Annotated in this window: 19 protein-coding genes; 10 read left to right on the forward strand and 9 right to left on the reverse strand. The window is 45.7% G+C overall.

Going from position 1 to position 15081, the window contains the following annotated elements:
• Positions 1 to 79 precede the first annotated feature (79 nt).
• The gene (gene msrA, locus VIC_RS05365) at positions 80 to 709 is read left to right on the forward strand and encodes a peptide-methionine (S)-S-oxide reductase MsrA (RefSeq protein WP_006958322.1); all 630 of its coding nucleotides are present in this window, start codon (positions 80 to 82) and stop codon (positions 707 to 709) included.
• A gap of 46 nt (positions 710 to 755) precedes the next feature.
• Here the strand turns inward: msrA and VIC_RS05370 are convergent, their stop codons facing one another.
• Positions 756 to 956, reverse strand: a complete 201-nt coding sequence (locus VIC_RS05370; RefSeq protein ID WP_029236268.1) for a DUF1107 domain-containing protein — start codon at positions 954 to 956, stop codon at positions 756 to 758.
• Between the two features lie 209 nt (positions 957 to 1165).
• Here VIC_RS05370 and VIC_RS05375 point away from each other — a divergent pair, with 209 nt between their 5' ends.
• The 7 genes from VIC_RS05375 (at position 1166) to VIC_RS05405 (ending at position 6557) form a co-directional block, all read left to right on the forward strand.
• Positions 1166 to 1717, forward strand: a complete 552-nt coding sequence (locus tag VIC_RS05375) for a YtfJ family protein (RefSeq protein WP_038159636.1) — start codon at positions 1166 to 1168, stop codon at positions 1715 to 1717.
• Between the two features lie 74 nt (positions 1718 to 1791).
• On the forward strand, positions 1792 to 2094 hold the full coding sequence (locus VIC_RS05380) for a DUF2607 family protein (RefSeq protein WP_050778591.1): 303 nt from the start codon (positions 1792 to 1794) through the stop codon (positions 2092 to 2094).
• Positions 2095 to 2165: 71 nt separating this feature from the next.
• A complete protein-coding gene (gene zrgA, locus VIC_RS05385) occupies positions 2166 to 2837 on the forward strand; it encodes a zinc uptake protein ZrgA (protein WP_006958334.1) in 672 nt (223 codons plus the stop codon).
• A gap of 56 nt (positions 2838 to 2893) precedes the next feature.
• Positions 2894 to 3601, forward strand: a complete 708-nt coding sequence (locus tag VIC_RS05390) for an ABC transporter ATP-binding protein (protein WP_006958337.1) — start codon at positions 2894 to 2896, stop codon at positions 3599 to 3601.
• Positions 3598 to 4857, forward strand: coding sequence for an ABC transporter permease (locus VIC_RS05395; RefSeq protein ID WP_006958338.1), 1260 nt, complete (start codon positions 3598 to 3600; stop codon positions 4855 to 4857). Before VIC_RS05390 ends, VIC_RS05395 begins: the two co-directional genes overlap by 4 nt.
• 2 nt (positions 4858 to 4859) lie before the next feature.
• Positions 4860 to 5357 carry a DUF3299 domain-containing protein gene (locus VIC_RS05400; RefSeq protein ID WP_006958339.1) on the forward strand — a complete coding sequence of 166 codons (498 nt, stop codon included), beginning with the start codon at positions 4860 to 4862 and terminating at the stop codon, positions 5355 to 5357.
• 303 nt (positions 5358 to 5660) lie between these two features.
• Positions 5661 to 6557, forward strand: coding sequence for a TIGR03899 family protein (locus tag VIC_RS05405; RefSeq protein WP_006958341.1), 897 nt, complete (start codon positions 5661 to 5663; stop codon positions 6555 to 6557).
• Between the two features lie 103 nt (positions 6558 to 6660).
• Here VIC_RS05405 and pgi read toward each other — a convergent pair whose 3' ends face one another.
• On the reverse strand, positions 6661 to 8313 hold the full coding sequence (pgi, locus tag VIC_RS05410; protein ID WP_006958343.1) for a glucose-6-phosphate isomerase: 1653 nt from the start codon (positions 8311 to 8313) through the stop codon (positions 6661 to 6663).
• A 296-nt stretch (positions 8314 to 8609) separates the two neighbouring features.
• Here pgi and VIC_RS05415 point away from each other — a divergent pair, with 296 nt between their 5' ends.
• Positions 8610 to 9029 (forward strand): secondary thiamine-phosphate synthase enzyme YjbQ, encoded by a 420-nt coding sequence (locus tag VIC_RS05415; protein WP_006958345.1) that lies wholly within the window; start codon positions 8610 to 8612, stop codon positions 9027 to 9029.
• A 50-nt stretch (positions 9030 to 9079) separates the two neighbouring features.
• On the opposite strand, the gene alr is transcribed toward VIC_RS05415, so the two are convergent.
• Both alr and VIC_RS05425 read right to left on the reverse strand, forming a co-directional pair.
• Entirely contained in the window at positions 9080 to 10165 is a 1086-nt protein-coding gene (gene alr / locus VIC_RS05420; protein ID WP_006958347.1) for an alanine racemase, read from the reverse strand.
• A gap of 3 nt (positions 10166 to 10168) precedes the next feature.
• Entirely contained in the window at positions 10169 to 11581 is a 1413-nt protein-coding gene (locus VIC_RS05425) for a replicative DNA helicase (RefSeq protein WP_006958349.1), read from the reverse strand.
• 191 nt (positions 11582 to 11772) lie between these two features.
• On the opposite strand from VIC_RS05425, the gene VIC_RS05430 reads away from it, so the two are divergent.
• Positions 11773 to 12519, forward strand: a complete 747-nt coding sequence (locus tag VIC_RS05430; protein ID WP_006958351.1) for a DUF481 domain-containing protein — start codon at positions 11773 to 11775, stop codon at positions 12517 to 12519.
• A 73-nt stretch (positions 12520 to 12592) separates the two neighbouring features.
• Here VIC_RS05430 and rplI read toward each other — a convergent pair whose 3' ends face one another.
• The 5 genes from rplI to VIC_RS05455 all read right to left on the reverse strand — a co-directional run bounded on the left by rplI (position 12593) and on the right by VIC_RS05455 (position 14744).
• The gene (gene rplI, locus VIC_RS05435) at positions 12593 to 13045 is read right to left on the reverse strand and encodes a 50S ribosomal protein L9 (RefSeq protein WP_006958354.1); all 453 of its coding nucleotides are present in this window, start codon (positions 13043 to 13045) and stop codon (positions 12593 to 12595) included.
• 32 nt (positions 13046 to 13077) lie between these two features.
• Positions 13078 to 13305 (reverse strand): 30S ribosomal protein S18, encoded by a 228-nt coding sequence (gene rpsR, locus VIC_RS05440; protein ID WP_000090472.1) that lies wholly within the window; start codon positions 13303 to 13305, stop codon positions 13078 to 13080.
• A 103-nt stretch (positions 13306 to 13408) separates the two neighbouring features.
• The gene (gene rpsF, locus VIC_RS05445) at positions 13409 to 13789 is read right to left on the reverse strand and encodes a 30S ribosomal protein S6 (protein WP_006958355.1); all 381 of its coding nucleotides are present in this window, start codon (positions 13787 to 13789) and stop codon (positions 13409 to 13411) included.
• Between the two features lie 208 nt (positions 13790 to 13997).
• On the reverse strand, positions 13998 to 14480 hold the full coding sequence (gene bfr / locus VIC_RS05450) for a bacterioferritin (protein ID WP_006958356.1): 483 nt from the start codon (positions 14478 to 14480) through the stop codon (positions 13998 to 14000).
• 75 nt (positions 14481 to 14555) lie between these two features.
• Positions 14556 to 14744 carry a (2Fe-2S)-binding protein gene (locus tag VIC_RS05455; protein WP_006958359.1) on the reverse strand — a complete coding sequence of 63 codons (189 nt, stop codon included), beginning with the start codon at positions 14742 to 14744 and terminating at the stop codon, positions 14556 to 14558.
• Between the last annotated feature and the right edge of the window lie 337 nt (positions 14745 to 15081).

The raw sequence follows: 15081 nt of genomic DNA on the forward strand, positions 1-15081 counted from the left end.
CCACTCATAAAATAAGTCTGTACGAAAACAGTCAATTAGGCGGTCTACTCTCAAGATTGTTAATTTAAGGATATTCACTATGCTCGACAAACAAACCATGATCACTGCTCAGCAGGCTTTGCCGGGGCGTGAGCAGCCACTAGCTATTGACGACACACACTTTGTCAATCAATCCAGTTTAACCGCACCACCTGCTGAAGGCTGCGAAGAAATCGTGTTCGGCATGGGATGTTTTTGGGGCGCAGAGCGTCTGTTTTGGCAACTTGAGGGCGTGATCAGTACTTCGGTGGGATACGCTGGTGGCTTTACACCTAACCCAACCTACGAAGAAGTCTGCTCAGGTCAGACAGGTCATACTGAAGTGGTGCGGATTGTTTTTGACCCTGCAGTCATTAGCCTTAACCAACTGCTGCAAAAATTTTGGGAGCGTCATAACCCAACTCAAGGAATGCGTCAGGGCAACGACTTAGGCACCCAGTACCGTTCTGCTATTTACGTGCATAGCGACGAACAATATCAGGCAGCAATACAATCAAGAGACGAATATCAAGCGTTGCTCGGACAAGAAACCTCGTCTATTACCACCGAAATCCTGCCTGCTGGTCGCTACTATTATGCGGAAAGCTACCATCAGCAGTATTTAGCCAAGAATCCAAATGGCTATTGTGGGTTAGGCGGCACTGGCGTGTGCTTCCCGCCAGAAAACTAAACGCTATAAAGCAAAAAGTCGCCCAATTGGGCGACTTTTTATTTTCCTACACAGGTAACACCGTAATGGCCTGATTGATTTCCTTGAAGGTATTCATTTTCTTTTTATCTTTTATGTCCGGCATCAGGACTTTACCGTTATCAAATCTAAACTCACCAATTCCTGAAATGACAAACTGTCCCTTGAATAACGTCTTAACAAAGCGTGCCACCTGACGTGGTCGATATTTCGTAAATTCGCGCAGCATAACTACCTCAATATCCATTTGCGATATGAACCTTTCCTTGGTTCAGCCTCTCTTCCTGATAGGCTTACAATACATCATACACATTAATCCAAGACCAACAAGAAGCAAGATCACAAATAAACAACAAATCATTAACACAATTGGTTTTCTTCAGCGACTGAGAATTTTTCGGTATATACTTTTTCCGCTTACTAAGAAGGAACAAAATAATGAAAAACAAGACTCTAATAGCTTTGGCAGTAGCATGCTCTCCCATGTTTGCACTGGCGCATAACATCACTGTCGGCCAGGCAGTTCCGACCGTTGAAGTGGCCAGCTATGGTGAAATTATGGTCAAGGACAATGATACGACTTATCAACAATGGTCTTCTCAGGACATGTTAGGCAAGGTACGTGTGATCCAAGCCATCGCCGGACGCAGCAGTTCGAAAGAGCTGAATGCACCACTCATGTCAGCCATTACAGCGGCTAAATTCCCAGCGGAAAGCTACCAGACCACGTCCATCATTAACCAAGATGATGCTATCTGGGGAACAGGCTCGTTTGTAAAATCCTCAGCAGAAGACAGCAAAAAAGAATTCCCATGGTCTTCAATGGTACTTGATGAAGAGGGTGTGGTTGCCGGTGCTTGGGAACTTCAGGAAGAATCGTCTGCTATCGTAGTGCAAGACAAGCAAGGTAACGTCCTGTTTGTTAAAGAAGGCGCACTAAATAGTGACGAAATTCAACAGGTTCTGACCCTGATTAAAGATAATATCTAATCTCATTTGATCTTAGCGTTTCCCGAAGAGTTGTTATAACATAACAGCTCTTTTTTCGTATTGAATGAAACGCTGTGATTCCAACTCATCCTAATCTAACCAGACGCTCAGCCGCGCTTGCCTTGTGTGGCATTGTGCTGATGCTATGGATGGGTTTCGCCTACATCGACCACCAATACGATATCTCGTCTGCACATCACAGTGATCATCACTGCCAGCTATTCTCTTGCGCACAACACGGCATGAGCTATTTATCTCTGGCACTCATCGATACCTCATTACCAGATGTATTCGTCGTGCGGGATGATTACCACTTCTACCAGCAGCCAGCCTTTGCCTATCAAGCACGATCTCCCCCGATGAGATTGATCAGTTAACCCAGATTTTTTACGTGCTGTTTCATATCAATAGCCATATATTTTATCAAAACACTTTATTAGGATTCACAATGAACTCAATGACAAAAATTGCAACACTGGTTGGTCTTGCCCTAAGTACTACCGCTTTCGCTGAAGAAGGATTCCGTCAACACGAAGCTCACGTGCACGGCCACGTTGAGCTAAACATCGCTCAAGATGGTAAAGAGCTTCTAATGGAAATTACAGCTCCTGGTGCTGATGTTGTGGGCTTTGAACATGCTCCAAAAACAGCAGAACAAGAAAAAGCCCTAAAAGACGCAGTCACTAAACTAGAAAATGCAGATTCTATTTTCACTCTTGCATCAGCAGCAGGTTGTAAGGTTGAGCATCAGTCAGTAACCCACACATTAGGTGCTGACGACCACGACCACGACCACGACCACGACCACGACCACGACCACGAAAAGCATAACGAGCATCATGATGAGCACAAACACCACGATGACCATGATGATCACGAAGGTCACGAAGGTCACGAAGGTCACGAAGGTCACGAACACCATGATGAACATCAAGGTGGCCATGGCGAGTTTACTGTCGAATATCACTTCAAGTGTGACGACATCAACGCCCTTTCTTCTATCGATACACAATGGTTCAAGGCTTTCCCAACGACAGAATCTATCAGCGTTAACCTACTGACAGATAAAGTGCAAACAGCACTTGAACTGTCTGCAGACAACACTAAGATTTCGCTTTAAGTCTAAAAAGACCTGATAGCTTGTGGCTATCAGGTCTATTCGTTCAGGTTGATCCGATGGTAGAAAACAGAAGTAACAGCGTTGTTGAGCTGGAGCAGGTAACCTTTACTTGGCCCGGGAATCAAACTCCGACACTCGATATCAAACAACTGCATATCACTAAAGGCGAGCACCTCTTTATTAAAGGCCCCAGTGGCTGTGGCAAATCCACCTTACTCGGACTGCTTACTGGTATTAACACCACCAGCAGCGGTCAGTTACGTGTTTTAGGTCAAGATCTCAATCAAATGAAAGGTAGCCAGCGCGACAAGTTCCGTGCCGATCATATTGGCTATATATTTCAGCAATTTAATTTATTGCCCTATCTCAACGTGATTGAAAATGTCATCCTGCCCTGCCAGTTTTCCGCACAGCGCAAATCACAGGTCGATACATCGCTGGTTGAAGACGCCACTCAACTTCTGGAAAAACTTCATCTGCCTGCACATCTGATGGATAAACCTGTCGTAGAACTGAGTATTGGTCAGCAACAGCGTGTCGCAGCCGCTCGTGCTCTGATTGGCAAACCGGCTCTGATCATTGCCGATGAACCCACATCTTCGCTCGACTACGACAACCGCACCGCATTTATCGAGTTGCTCCTTGAGCAGGTCAATCAGGCTCAATCAACCCTGTTGTTTGTCAGCCATGATCCGACACTGGAAAGCCTGTTCGACCGTACCTTAAACCTTAATCAAATCAATCAGGCAGGAGCTCAACAATGACCCCAACATTTATGCTTGCCTGGAAGAGTGTCCGTAACCGCCGTGTCACTGCCATTCTGACCATATTAACCGTCGCTATTTCGGTCATCTTACTGCTGGGGGTAGAAAGAATCCGTACCCAATCCAAAAGCAGCTTTGCCAATACTATCTCAGGGACTGACCTGATCGTCGGTGGACGCTCTGGTCAAGTAAACTTGCTGCTCTACTCAGTGTTTCGCATCGGCAACGCCACCAATAACATTGACTGGAAGAGTTATCAGGAATTCAGCCATCATCGTTCTGTGAAGTGGGCGATCCCTATTTCACTCGGAGACTCACACAAAGGTTTCCGCGTGATGGGCACCAACCACAGCTATTTTGAGCACTATCGATATGGCAAAAAACAAAACATTGCCATCGCTGAGGGACGCGAATTTGAAGGTTTATTTGAGACCGTCATTGGCTCTGATGTCGCCCGCTCTCTGGGGTACAAGATAGGCACAGAAATCATTATTGCCCACGGCATCAGTGACGTTGGATTCAGTCGCCATGACAACCTGCCATTTAAAGTTGTTGGTATCCTAGCCCCGACAGGCACCCCGGTAGATAAAACCGTACATGTATCACTCGAGGCGATTGAGGCGATTCACGTTGGCTGGGAGTCTGGCGCCCACTTAGGTAATACACCAAGTGCTGAGCATCTTGAAAAACAGAACTTCCAGCCAAAACAAATCACTGCCATGCTTCTTGGCCTGAATTCTAAAATTCAGACTTTTGCTCTACAGCGCCAGATCAACACCTACCCTAAAGAGCCACTGAGTGCCATTATGCCGGGTGTTGCGCTGCACGAATTGTGGGGCATGATGTCAGTAGCAGAACAAGCCCTGATGGCGGTTTCAGTATTCGTCGTTATCGCCGGACTTCTGGGAATGTTGTCGAGTTTGCTGACTAGTTTGCAGGAACGACGTCGAGAGATGGCTATTCTAAGGGCGATGGGAGCGAGGCCACGGCATGTATTGTCGCTGTTAATTCTCGAAGCCAGTGCCTTAACCTTAGTTGGCTTAGCTGTGGGTGTAGTAGGTTTATATGCGCTATTGGCCACCGTTGCACCAGTAATTCAACAACAGTATGGAATTAATATTGAGATGGTAGCCATATCCCATTATGAGTGGATATTGCTTGCAGCTGTGCAGTTAGCAGGTACTGTAATCGGCTTTATTCCAGCGTTCCGTGCATACAGACAATCCCTTAGTGATGGGATGACAATTCGGGTTTAAACATGAAAAAGATAATCTTAGTCGTCATGCTAGCCATGAGCTTCATGACGCCCTCTCTGGTTAGTGCTAAAGAAGATATTCTCAAACTGGACTGGATCGATCTGATCCCGGAGAGTGAACGAAAACAGTTCGATTCGTACGGTATGCCAGTGACTGATCACTCTGGTCAGGCAGCCAAGCAATCCTTGGTGGGTAAGGTTCGCCAGGAACTCAACGGCAGTAAGGTTAAAATACCTGGCTTTGTCATTCCGTTAGAAGGGGATGAGGACAAAGTCACCGAATTCTTATTGGTGCCATACTTTGGTGCATGTATTCACGTGCCACCACCACCGCCGAACCAGATCATCTACGTGAAGTTCCCTAAAGGGGCGCCAGTGCAAGAGCTGTGGGATGTTATTTACGTGGTCGGTACGCTGAAAACGGAAACCATCAACCATGATCTGGCTGAAACAGGTTACGTTTTAGAAGGCACCGCTATCGAAGAGTACGATGACTACTAATATTGATTAACATAAAAGCAACCTGTTAATTATCCGCTTTTCTTTATATGTATCTAGAGAGATATACCAAGACGGCTAGATAAACCAGAAATAGTAGGGCAATTGACAGGTGCTTTTTCAGTTTATTCTCATTTAAAAACTTCATAAGCCCCTCAAAAACATCGATAACAATTTTAACAACTTATTATCATTTGGCATAGCGCCAATTTTCAAAGCTTGCTCACATAGTTCCTCTGGCAGCCAATCAGGTTAAGAGGTAAATTTAATAAATACGTTTAACACTTTGATGGGCAAGGAATTCACATGTCGGAAAAGCAAAAGCCAGTGGTTATAGAGCACGAGTCCAGCGCTGAATCACGGCATGAGAAAAAGCAAACCTATATCAAAGATAGTGCCAGCCGGGTGATGAACATTGCGCAAACCCATGGTTTGGATGCCTTATTACAAAAAGACTCACCAGAAAAAACCGCATTAGAACGCGCTCTCATTCGCGAGCGCCGTTACAAAGAGCAGAAACAGAAAAACCTCGAACAAATCCTTAAGCTCGCTCATCTGTCCTGTAAAGATGAAACCGCGGGCGACCCCGATCAGGATTGGCTACACCGCTTCTTCAATATGGCTCAGGAAGTACACAACTCCTCAATGCAGCGACTATGGGCACAAGTGTTAAAGCGCGAAGTCACTAACCCAGGCTCAACCTCAATGAAAGCGTTAAAGGTGCTACAGGATATGTCTCCAAAAGAAGCGCAGACGTTGCAGCGTGCCGCCTCTTTAGCGTGCAGTTTTGGTGGCGATACCAGTCGTAAGCTGTTGATTGGTTATCGGGCACAAGGAGGGATTTTCAGCTTCGGTAAGCGTAATATTACTGGCAATATCAACGTTGGTAATTTTCAGCTTCCCTACTCCAGCCTGTTGGTCTTATTTGAACTTGGCCTGATGCATGGTACTGAGTTGGAGTCAGGTGAAATTGAGCTCGATTCCCCTTTACCGCTTAACTATCAGGGCAAGCAGTTGTCACTTCAAGCGCACAGCAAAGGGGTTCGACTTCTCTACTACCGCTTTAGCCCAACTGGCAATGAATTGTGTAAGCTACTTGGAAACAAGCCAAACATGCAGTATTACGATCAGATGGTCGCTTTGCTCAGCCAGAAATTCACCGCGAGTACGGATACTAAATCTAGTATCGATACCACAGTATAAGAATTCAGATTAGTAGACCAATAAGATCGAATGTGATCTGACATCCCTCCAAAACAAAAACGCCAACCCGACAGGTTGGCGTTTTTACTTAGTTCGGATCAGCTTATGCTTTGTAAGCTTTGAATGCGTTAATCAGACCATTCGTTGAGCTGTCGTGAGAACTGATTTCCGACTCATCAGCTAACTCAGGTAGGATTTGGTTAGCCAATTGTTTACCTAACTCAACACCCCACTGATCGAAGCTGAAGATATTCCAGATAACACCTTGGACGAAGATCTTGTGCTCGTACATTGCAATCAGATTACCTAGCGTACGTGGTGTGATTTGCTTGACTAGGATCGAGTTAGTTGGTCGGTTACCTTCAAACACTTTGAATGGTGCTAGCGTCGCTGCTTCTTCTTCACTCTTACCTGCTTTGGCAAATTCCGCTTTAACTGTCTCTTCCGACTTACCAAAAGCAAGCGCTTCAGTTTGGGCAAAGAAGTTAGACATAAGCTTCTGGTGGTGATCGCCTGCAGGGTTATGACTGATAGCAGGTGCAATAAAGTCACAAGGGATCAGCTTAGTGCCTTGGTGAATCAGCTGGTAGAAAGCGTGCTGACCGTTAGTACCAGGCTCACCCCAGATAATTGGGCCTGTTTGGTAAGTCACTGCATTGCCGTCACGGTCAACGTACTTACCGTTAGACTCCATGTTGCCCTGTTGGAAGTAAGCTGCAAAACGATGCATGTACTGATCGTATGGAAGAATCGCTTCAGACTCAGCACCATGGAAGTTGTTGTACCACAGGCCCACCAGCGCTAGGATCACAGGGATATTGCTTTCTAGCTCAGTAGATGCAAAGTGGTTATCCATTTCATGAGCGCCATCTAGCAACTCAACAAAGTTGTCGTAACCTACCGCAAGGGCAATTGAAAGACCGATAGCTGACCATAGCGAGTAACGACCGCCAACCCAGTCCCAGAACTCGAACATGTTGTCGGTGTCGATACCAAACTCAGACACTGCTGGTGCGTTGGTAGAAAGCGCTGCGAAGTGCTTCGCTACGTGTGCTTCATCACCTGCTGACTCGAGGAACCAATCACGAGCACTGTGTGCATTGGTCATAGTCTCTTGTGTAGTAAACGTCTTAGACGCGACTAAGAATAGTGTCGTTTCTGGGTTTACTTTCTTAAGCGTCTCAACGATGTGTGTACCATCAACGTTCGAAACGAAATGTAGATTTAGGTGGTTTGTGTACGGAGCTAGAGCTTCAGTCACCATGTAAGGACCAAGATCAGAACCGCCGATACCAATATTCACGACATCAGTAATCGCTTTACCAGTGTAACCTTTCCACTCGCCGCCGATAACACGTTCAGTGAAAGACTTCATTTTTTCTAGCACGGCATTTACAGCAGGCATGACATCTTCGCCATCAACCATAACAGGAGTGTTACTACGGTTACGCAGTGCTGTGTGGAGTACGGCGCGGCCTTCAGTTTGGTTGATTGCTTCACCACTGAACATCGCTTCGATTGCTGCTTTAAGCTCAGTTTCGCCAGCTAATGCGAATAGGTGCTTCATAGTTTCTTCGTTGATTAGGTTCTTAGAGTAATCAACAAGAATGTCGCTACCGAAACGCGTAGAGAATTTGTCAAAACGCGCAGCGTCTTGAGCAAACAGCTCTTTAAGATCCATATCTTGAGCCGATTCGAAGTGCGCAGTCAGCGCGTTCCAAGCTGATGTTTGCGTTGGATTGATATTTTTCAACATGGTTACTATCCCGATGTTACAGTAGGTTTTATTCTACATTGGTTGGCTGGATAATAAGATAAACGACAGCCAGTAGAATCCCCGATTAAGCAAAAATAGTTCGGTTCTCGCATTGCAACAAGCAGCCAGAACTTTGTAATAAATTTTCAAGGTGCAATTATGAACCAGTGTGGCTGCACCATCATTGAGTTAAGTCACGTTAAGTGATTTAGTTACACTCAAACCCATGACTAGCTATTGGCACTCACCTTACCGCCTTAGGTTGAATTTGCCAAATAGATTATAGAGGATGCCATATGTGGGCTCAGAAGAGTATTCAATTGAGCGCGAGAAAACGCGGATTTCATCTCATCACCGATGAAATAGAACAACAAATTCCAGAAATAGCGGATTTTCCTGTCGGAATATTACAGTTATTTATCCAACATACTTCTGCAAGCCTGACCATTAACGAAAACGCCGACCCAACGGTGCGTCATGATATGGAAAAGCACTTTAACCAATTTGTACCGGAGCGTGCCCCTTACTACAAGCATACCTATGAAGGTGATGATGACATGCCCGCCCACATAAAAGCGTCGACCTTAGGGTGCAGCGTGATGATACCCATTAGCAACGGACGATTAGCTTTAGGGACATGGCAAGGAATATACCTTGGAGAGCATCGTGATTATGGCGGAAGCCGCACCCTAGTTGCGACGATTCAGGGCGAATAATAAAAAGGCTGGCTTAATAAGCCAGCCTAAAACGAAAGGTTCGATGTGAGCTATTTGGAATATTCCATTTCAACTCGCGATGTCAGTTTAGTCACCAATTCGTAAGCAATGGTGCCAATATGGCAGGCCACCTCTTCAGCAGGAAGACTTTGTCCCCAAAGGATTGCCTCATCCCCTACCTTATCATTGGCATCTGGACCGAGATCAACCGTCAACATGTCCATCGACACTCTTCCCGCAATCGGTACTTTGCGACCATTGACTAACACTGGGGTGCCATTAGGCGCGGTTCTCGGGTAACCATCACCGTAGCCAATAGCAATAACACCGACTTTGGTGTCACGCTGGCTGGTCCACATCCCGCCATAGCCGACGCTCTCACCAGCTTTTACGTCACGCACCGCAATGAGATGCGACTTTAGCGTCATGACTGGTTGATAGCCCATCTGCTGTGCCGTTTTATCGTTAAAAGGCGACACACCATACATGATAATTCCAGGCCTAACCCAATCGAGTTGACTGTTCTGCCAAGCCAGCAAGCCCGCAGAAGCCGCCAGTGAACGCTCTCCTTCACAACCATCGGTAAGGGCCAAGAACAATTCAGTTTGTTCTGTCGTAGTGGACTTATCCAACTCATCAGCACAACCAAAATGACTCATATAACGCAGTGGCTTAGCGACATTACGACACGCCTTGAGGCGAGAGACAAAGTCCGTGTATTGCTCCGGTCTGACCCCGAGACGGTGCATGCCACTATCGATTTTAAGCCAGACCACAACAGGGGTATCCAGCTCGGCTTGCTCAAGAGCTTCAAGCTGCTCTTCACAATGCACAACGGTTTGAATGTTGTTGGTCACTAAGACAGGTAAATCGCCCGGAGAATAAAAACCTTCGAGCAATAAAATCGGAGTCACCACGCCACAAGCACGAAGTTGCAACGCCTCTTCAATCCGCGCAACGCCAAACGCATCCGCATCCGTAGCATGCTTAGCAACATGTCTCAAACCATGACCATAACTGTTGGCTTTCACCACCGCCATGATTTTGCTGTTTGGTGCCTGAGATTTAATCTGTTTCAGGTTGTGTTGCAACGCATCTAAATCGATAAAGGCGGTTGCCGCTTTCATATAACTCATGCGTTACTCTTCATCCACATCAAACGCTGGACCAGCATAATTATCAAATCGAGACCACTGACCTTGGAAGGTCAAACGTACCGAACCAATCGGGCCATTACGCTGCTTACCTAGGATGATTTCCGCCGTGCCTTTCATCGGGCTGTCCGGGTGATACACTTCGTCACGGTAGATGAACATAATCAAGTCGGCATCCTGCTCAATCGAGCCTGATTCACGCAAGTCAGAGTTAACTGGGCGTTTATCGGCACGTTGCTCCAAGGAACGGTTGAGCTGCGACAGTGCGACCACTGGCACGTTGAGCTCTTTAGCCAGCGCTTTCAGTGAACGGGAAATTTCAGCGATTTCCAAAGTACGATTGTCAGCAAGGGAAGGGACACGCATCAACTGAAGGTAGTCGACCATGATCATCGACAAGCCACCATGGTCACGCGCAATGCGTCGTGCTCGTGAGCGGACTTCGGTTGGCGTCAGGCCAGAGCTATCATCAATGAAGATATTCTTTTTCTCCATCAACAGTCCCATAGTAGAAGAAATACGCGCCCAATCCTCATCATCCAGCTGACCGGTACGAATCTTGGTTTGGTCAACACGGGAAAGCGATGCTAAGGAACGCATCATCAGCTGTTCAGACGGCATCTCAAGAGAGAATACTAGAACAGGTTTATCATGTGCCATGGCCGCATTTTCTACCAAGTTCATCGCAAAGGTCGTTTTACCCATCGACGGACGCGCGGCAACAATCACCAGATCCGAGCCTTGCAAGCCTGCGGTTTTCTTATTCAGGTCAGTGAAGCCAGTCGTCACCCCTGTGACACCATCTTGCGGTGACTTATACAGGATTTCGATACGCTCAAGCGTCTTTTCCAGAATGTTGTCAACGTTCTGTGGGCCTTCGCTTTCAGTAGTGCGTGATTCGGCGATAGCGAAAACCTTACTTTCTGCCATGTCGAGCAAATCTTCCGATGTACGTCCCTGAGGATCGTAACCCGCATCAGCAATCTCGTTCGCGACCCCAATCAGTTCACGCGTCAGAGCACGTTCTGCGACAATGTCCGCATAAGCGTTAATGTTCGCTGCACTTGGGGTGTTTTTGACCAAGTCTGCTAAATAGGCGAAACCACCGACATCATCAAGTTGCTCACGCTGCTCTAAGAATTCGGAAAGCGTAATAAGATCAAGAGGCTGGCTTTCTTCTAAAATCGCCTGCGACGCTTCAAACATCAAACGATGCGGACGACTGTAGAAGTCTTTTGCTACCACGCGTTCGGCGACCGTATCCCAGCGCTCATTATCAAGCAACAAACCACCAATAACGGACTGCTCAGCTTCCAACGAATGCGGAGGAACCTTGATTGCATCCACTTGGGCGTCTGCTGGTTTTTGATTACGATTGTCTGTTCTGGAATCTGCCATGCTCTTGCTCAACAACTTACTTGTGCCGCTCATTATAGCCAGAATGAGACGGATGTCTGTAATAAACAAGGAGTTTGAAAGCTTCTCGTGTAGAATTAACTTAGAACTGACGGAATTAGAGTGAATACCCTCTACTATTCCCCCCAATTTTCCCATCAAATAAGAGGTAATGAGTGGCGAAACTTTGGCTCATGAGTGCAGGCCTGCTGTGCAGTTCCGTGGTCTATGCGGATGAGGCGGTACAAAGTCAAACCGATATTGAGATACCCTCCCCCTGGGACACCGAAGTCGAATTCGGTTATCAGTCGCACACCGGAAACTCAGACTCGCGCTCTCTCAACTCTAGACTCAGTGCTGAATACCTCTCTGGCCGCTACAGAACCAGCGGTGAGTGGAAGTACTACCTACTCTATAAAGATGGGGAAGAAGATAAACGTCAGTCAACCTACACTGCGCAAAGCGACTACAAACTCAGCCCTAAGACTTATCTTTATGGCAGTTTCAAAGGCGTAGATTCTCGCTACAGTGCCTACTTTAAGGACTACACACTTTCAGGCGGTTTGGGTTATCAGTTTTCCAATACCGAGGTGTTTGTACTGGAGTTAGAACTGGGTCCAGGTTTTCGCTATCAGGAACCAAATACCGATGAGATTGGCGACAGTGATATCGTGTTCGAAGAAACGGTGAGAGAAGCGATTTTCCGAGGCAACGTCAATTCAAGCTGGCAGGTACTGAAAAACCTCAGCGTAGCAGCAGGCGTCACTCTCGTCGCCGGTGACAGTAACCTAAGGGCGGATACCGATATCAACGTGACCAACAACATCACAGAAGATATCGCCCTTAAACTCGCCTACACTCGTCAATATCACGACCGAGTGCCAGAAGGGCTGAAAAAAGCAGACAGCATTTTTTCTGTCAACTTGCTGTTCTTATTCTAGTCTTACTCTCCAAACACCAGACATAAAAAAAGCACCTCTAAGAGGTGCTTTTAAAATACGTCTTGATACTGAATTACTCAGCAGCAACAACTTGTAGGTTAACTGTCGCGAAAACTTCAGAGTGAAGTTGAACGCTGATCTCGAACTCACCAGTGTTACGTAGTGCGCCTTCTGGAAGACGAACTTCGCTTTTCGCAACTTCAACGCCAGCAGCAGTGATTGCTTCAGCGATGTCACGAGTACCGATAGAACCGAACAGTTTACCTTCGTCACCAGCTTTAGAAGCGATAACAACAGCTTCTAGAGCGTTAACTTTCTCAGCGCGAGCTTCTGAAGCAGCTAGTTGCTCAGCAACTTTAGCTTCTAGTTCAGCACGACGAGCTTCGAACATTTCAACGTTAGCTTTAGTTGCCATAACTGCCTTAGCTTGAGGGATAAGGAAGTTACGAGCGTAGCCAGATTTAACGTTTACAGTGTCACCAAGACCACCTAGGTTACCGATTTTATCAAGTAGAATAACTTGCATTGCTTAATCCTCTTTCTTAATAAAACGACCGATTACTGATGCTTGTCAGTGTACGGTAGTAGAGCTAGGTAGCGAGAACGCTTGATAGCGCGAGCTAGTTGACGTTGATACTTAGCGCTTGTACCAGTGATACGGCTAGGTACAATTTTACCAGCTTCAGTGATGTAGTTTTTAAGAGTTGCTACGTCTTTGTAATCAATCTCTTGTACGCCTTCTGCAGTGAAACGGCAGAATTTACGACGACGGAAGAAACGAGCCATGGGCTATCTCCTGATCTTAAATTTAAAAAAGTTGTCTGCCTAAATAAACACATCCGAGTAAACTCGTGAGTTATCTAGACTGAGTACTAATTCTGAGTAGTAATTACTCAGCAGCTGCTTCTGGCTTAGCTTCAGTACGCTCTTCGCGACGAGGAGCACGCTCTTCTTTCTGCTTAAGCATGATAGATTGCTCAGTGATAGCCGCTTTAGTACGCATGATCATGTTACGTAGAACTGCATCGTTGAAACGGAAAGCAGTTTCTAGCTCATCGATTACAGCTTGGTCAGCTTCAACGTTCATTAGAACGTAGTGAGCTTTGTGAAGCTTGTTGATTGGGTAAGCCAGTTGACGACGACCCCAGTCTTCTAGACGGTGGATAGTACCGCCAGCTTCAGTGATAGAACCAGTGTAACGCTCGATCATGCCAGCAACTTGCTCGCTTTGATCAGGGTGCACCATGAATACGATTTCGTAATGACGCATTGGTTGCTCCTTACGGATTATTCAGCTTCCACAATTGGCCCGGTCGTCCAGAGGAAGCAAGGAACTAAAGATAATTGACCGAGTTTTAAGGAGCACGAATAGTACAGAATGAATGCAATTTAAGCAAGAAAAATGTGATACAAGTGGAGGTAAGCTGGTAGGAATAGAGCAGCGTATCGCACGCTGCCCGGGATTGTTCTAATTCTGACTAGTCATCATCTTCATCAACATATTGAGCCTGCAAGTAATTTTGAATACCTGTCATGTCGATCAAACCAAGTTGCGTTTCAAGCCAGTCTACGTGTTCTTCTTCATCTTCCAATATATCCTGAAACAGATCTCTGGATACATAATCGTGTGTGTCTTCTGCGTAAGCAATGGCAGCTTTTAGATCAGGTATCGCGGCCATTTCTAACTTAAGGTCGCACTCCAGCATCTCTTTGGTATCTTCGCCTATCATTAACTTACCAAGATCTTGCAAGTTAGGGACGCCTTCAAGAAACAGAATACGTTCAATCAAATGATCCGCATGATTCATTTCATCGATGGATTCGTGATACTCCTTATCGGCTAGATGCTTTAAGCCCCAGTCTTTATACATTCGTGCATGAAGGAAATATTGATTAATGGCAACTAACTCATTGCCAAGGATTTTATTGAGATGTTGAATAATGATTGGATCGCCTTTCATGACAAAAACCTCCTCTTTGGCTCCAATTAAACTGTAGAACCAATTGAGAAGGTGTCAAAAAGCCACGAGACTGTTTTAGCTCGCTTTTTGGTACTGTACTACGCCTGTTTCATTAAGGATTTCCTTCGCCATCTTGACACATTTGCCACATTGGCTGCCAAGCGCGGTACATTTCTTTATGCCTCTGATATCAGTTATGCCTTCTTCTAAAGCTAACTTTTTGATTTTCTTGTCAGAAACTCCGTGACACAAACAAACGTACATAAATGAAACCCGTAATACAACCTAGGAGAAAAATATAAACAATAATTGTTCTTATTACCAGTTGCATTTTTGGAGGTATTAAGACTGATTTGTTATATCAAAAATAGGAAAAAGCCTGCACAAAACACTTACGCACTTAACCATAAAAATGGTAATGAAATAAGCCTTGATAACTGTTTGTTTTAAAGGATAAAGAAAAGAGGAATTGGTGAGTGAGTGAAGTTATCGGACAATTTTTTTTATAACCAAAAATCAAAAAAGAGAAGCCGAAGCTTCTCTTTTTCTAGATGCGCTTTCTTCATAAATGAAGAAAAGTGCAAGATTTCAATTAATTCTT

The organism is Vibrio coralliilyticus ATCC BAA-450, assembly GCF_000176135.1.
Taxonomy (GTDB): domain Bacteria; phylum Pseudomonadota; class Gammaproteobacteria; order Enterobacterales; family Vibrionaceae; genus Vibrio; species Vibrio coralliilyticus.

Excerpts from the sequence above, each read along its gene's own strand:
- VIC_RS05370 (WP_029236268.1), bottom strand. The coding sequence starts at position 956 with ATGCTGCGCGAATTTACGAAATATCGACCACGTCAGGTGGCACGCTTT.
- rpsF (WP_006958355.1), bottom strand. The coding sequence starts at position 13,789 with ATGCGTCATTACGAAATCGTATTCATGGTGCACCCTGATCAAAGCGAG.
- VIC_RS05455 (WP_006958359.1), bottom strand. The coding sequence starts at position 14,744 with ATGTACGTTTGTTTGTGTCACGGAGTTTCTGACAAGAAAATCAAAAAG.
- rplI (WP_006958354.1), bottom strand. The coding sequence starts at position 13,045 with ATGCAAGTTATTCTACTTGATAAAATCGGTAACCTAGGTGGTCTTGGT.
- zrgA (WP_006958334.1), top strand. The coding sequence starts at position 2,166 with ATGAACTCAATGACAAAAATTGCAACACTGGTTGGTCTTGCCCTAAGT.
- alr (WP_006958347.1), bottom strand. The coding sequence starts at position 10,165 with ATGAGTTATATGAAAGCGGCAACCGCCTTTATCGATTTAGATGCGTTG.
- VIC_RS05430 (WP_006958351.1), top strand. The coding sequence starts at position 11,773 with ATGAGTGCAGGCCTGCTGTGCAGTTCCGTGGTCTATGCGGATGAGGCG.
- VIC_RS05425 (WP_006958349.1), bottom strand. The coding sequence starts at position 11,581 with ATGGCAGATTCCAGAACAGACAATCGTAATCAAAAACCAGCAGACGCC.
- VIC_RS05395 (WP_006958338.1), top strand. The coding sequence starts at position 3,598 with ATGACCCCAACATTTATGCTTGCCTGGAAGAGTGTCCGTAACCGCCGT.
- VIC_RS05405 (WP_006958341.1), top strand. The coding sequence starts at position 5,661 with ATGTCGGAAAAGCAAAAGCCAGTGGTTATAGAGCACGAGTCCAGCGCT.
- msrA (WP_006958322.1), top strand. The coding sequence starts at position 80 with ATGCTCGACAAACAAACCATGATCACTGCTCAGCAGGCTTTGCCGGGG.
- VIC_RS05390 (WP_006958337.1), top strand. The coding sequence starts at position 2,894 with ATGGTAGAAAACAGAAGTAACAGCGTTGTTGAGCTGGAGCAGGTAACC.
- bfr (WP_006958356.1), bottom strand. The coding sequence starts at position 14,480 with ATGAAAGGCGATCCAATCATTATTCAACATCTCAATAAAATCCTTGGC.
- rpsR (WP_000090472.1), bottom strand. The coding sequence starts at position 13,305 with ATGGCTCGTTTCTTCCGTCGTCGTAAATTCTGCCGTTTCACTGCAGAA.
- VIC_RS05415 (WP_006958345.1), top strand. The coding sequence starts at position 8,610 with ATGTGGGCTCAGAAGAGTATTCAATTGAGCGCGAGAAAACGCGGATTT.
- pgi (WP_006958343.1), bottom strand. The coding sequence starts at position 8,313 with ATGTTGAAAAATATCAATCCAACGCAAACATCAGCTTGGAACGCGCTG.
- VIC_RS05375 (WP_038159636.1), top strand. The coding sequence starts at position 1,166 with ATGAAAAACAAGACTCTAATAGCTTTGGCAGTAGCATGCTCTCCCATG.
- VIC_RS05400 (WP_006958339.1), top strand. The coding sequence starts at position 4,860 with ATGAAAAAGATAATCTTAGTCGTCATGCTAGCCATGAGCTTCATGACG.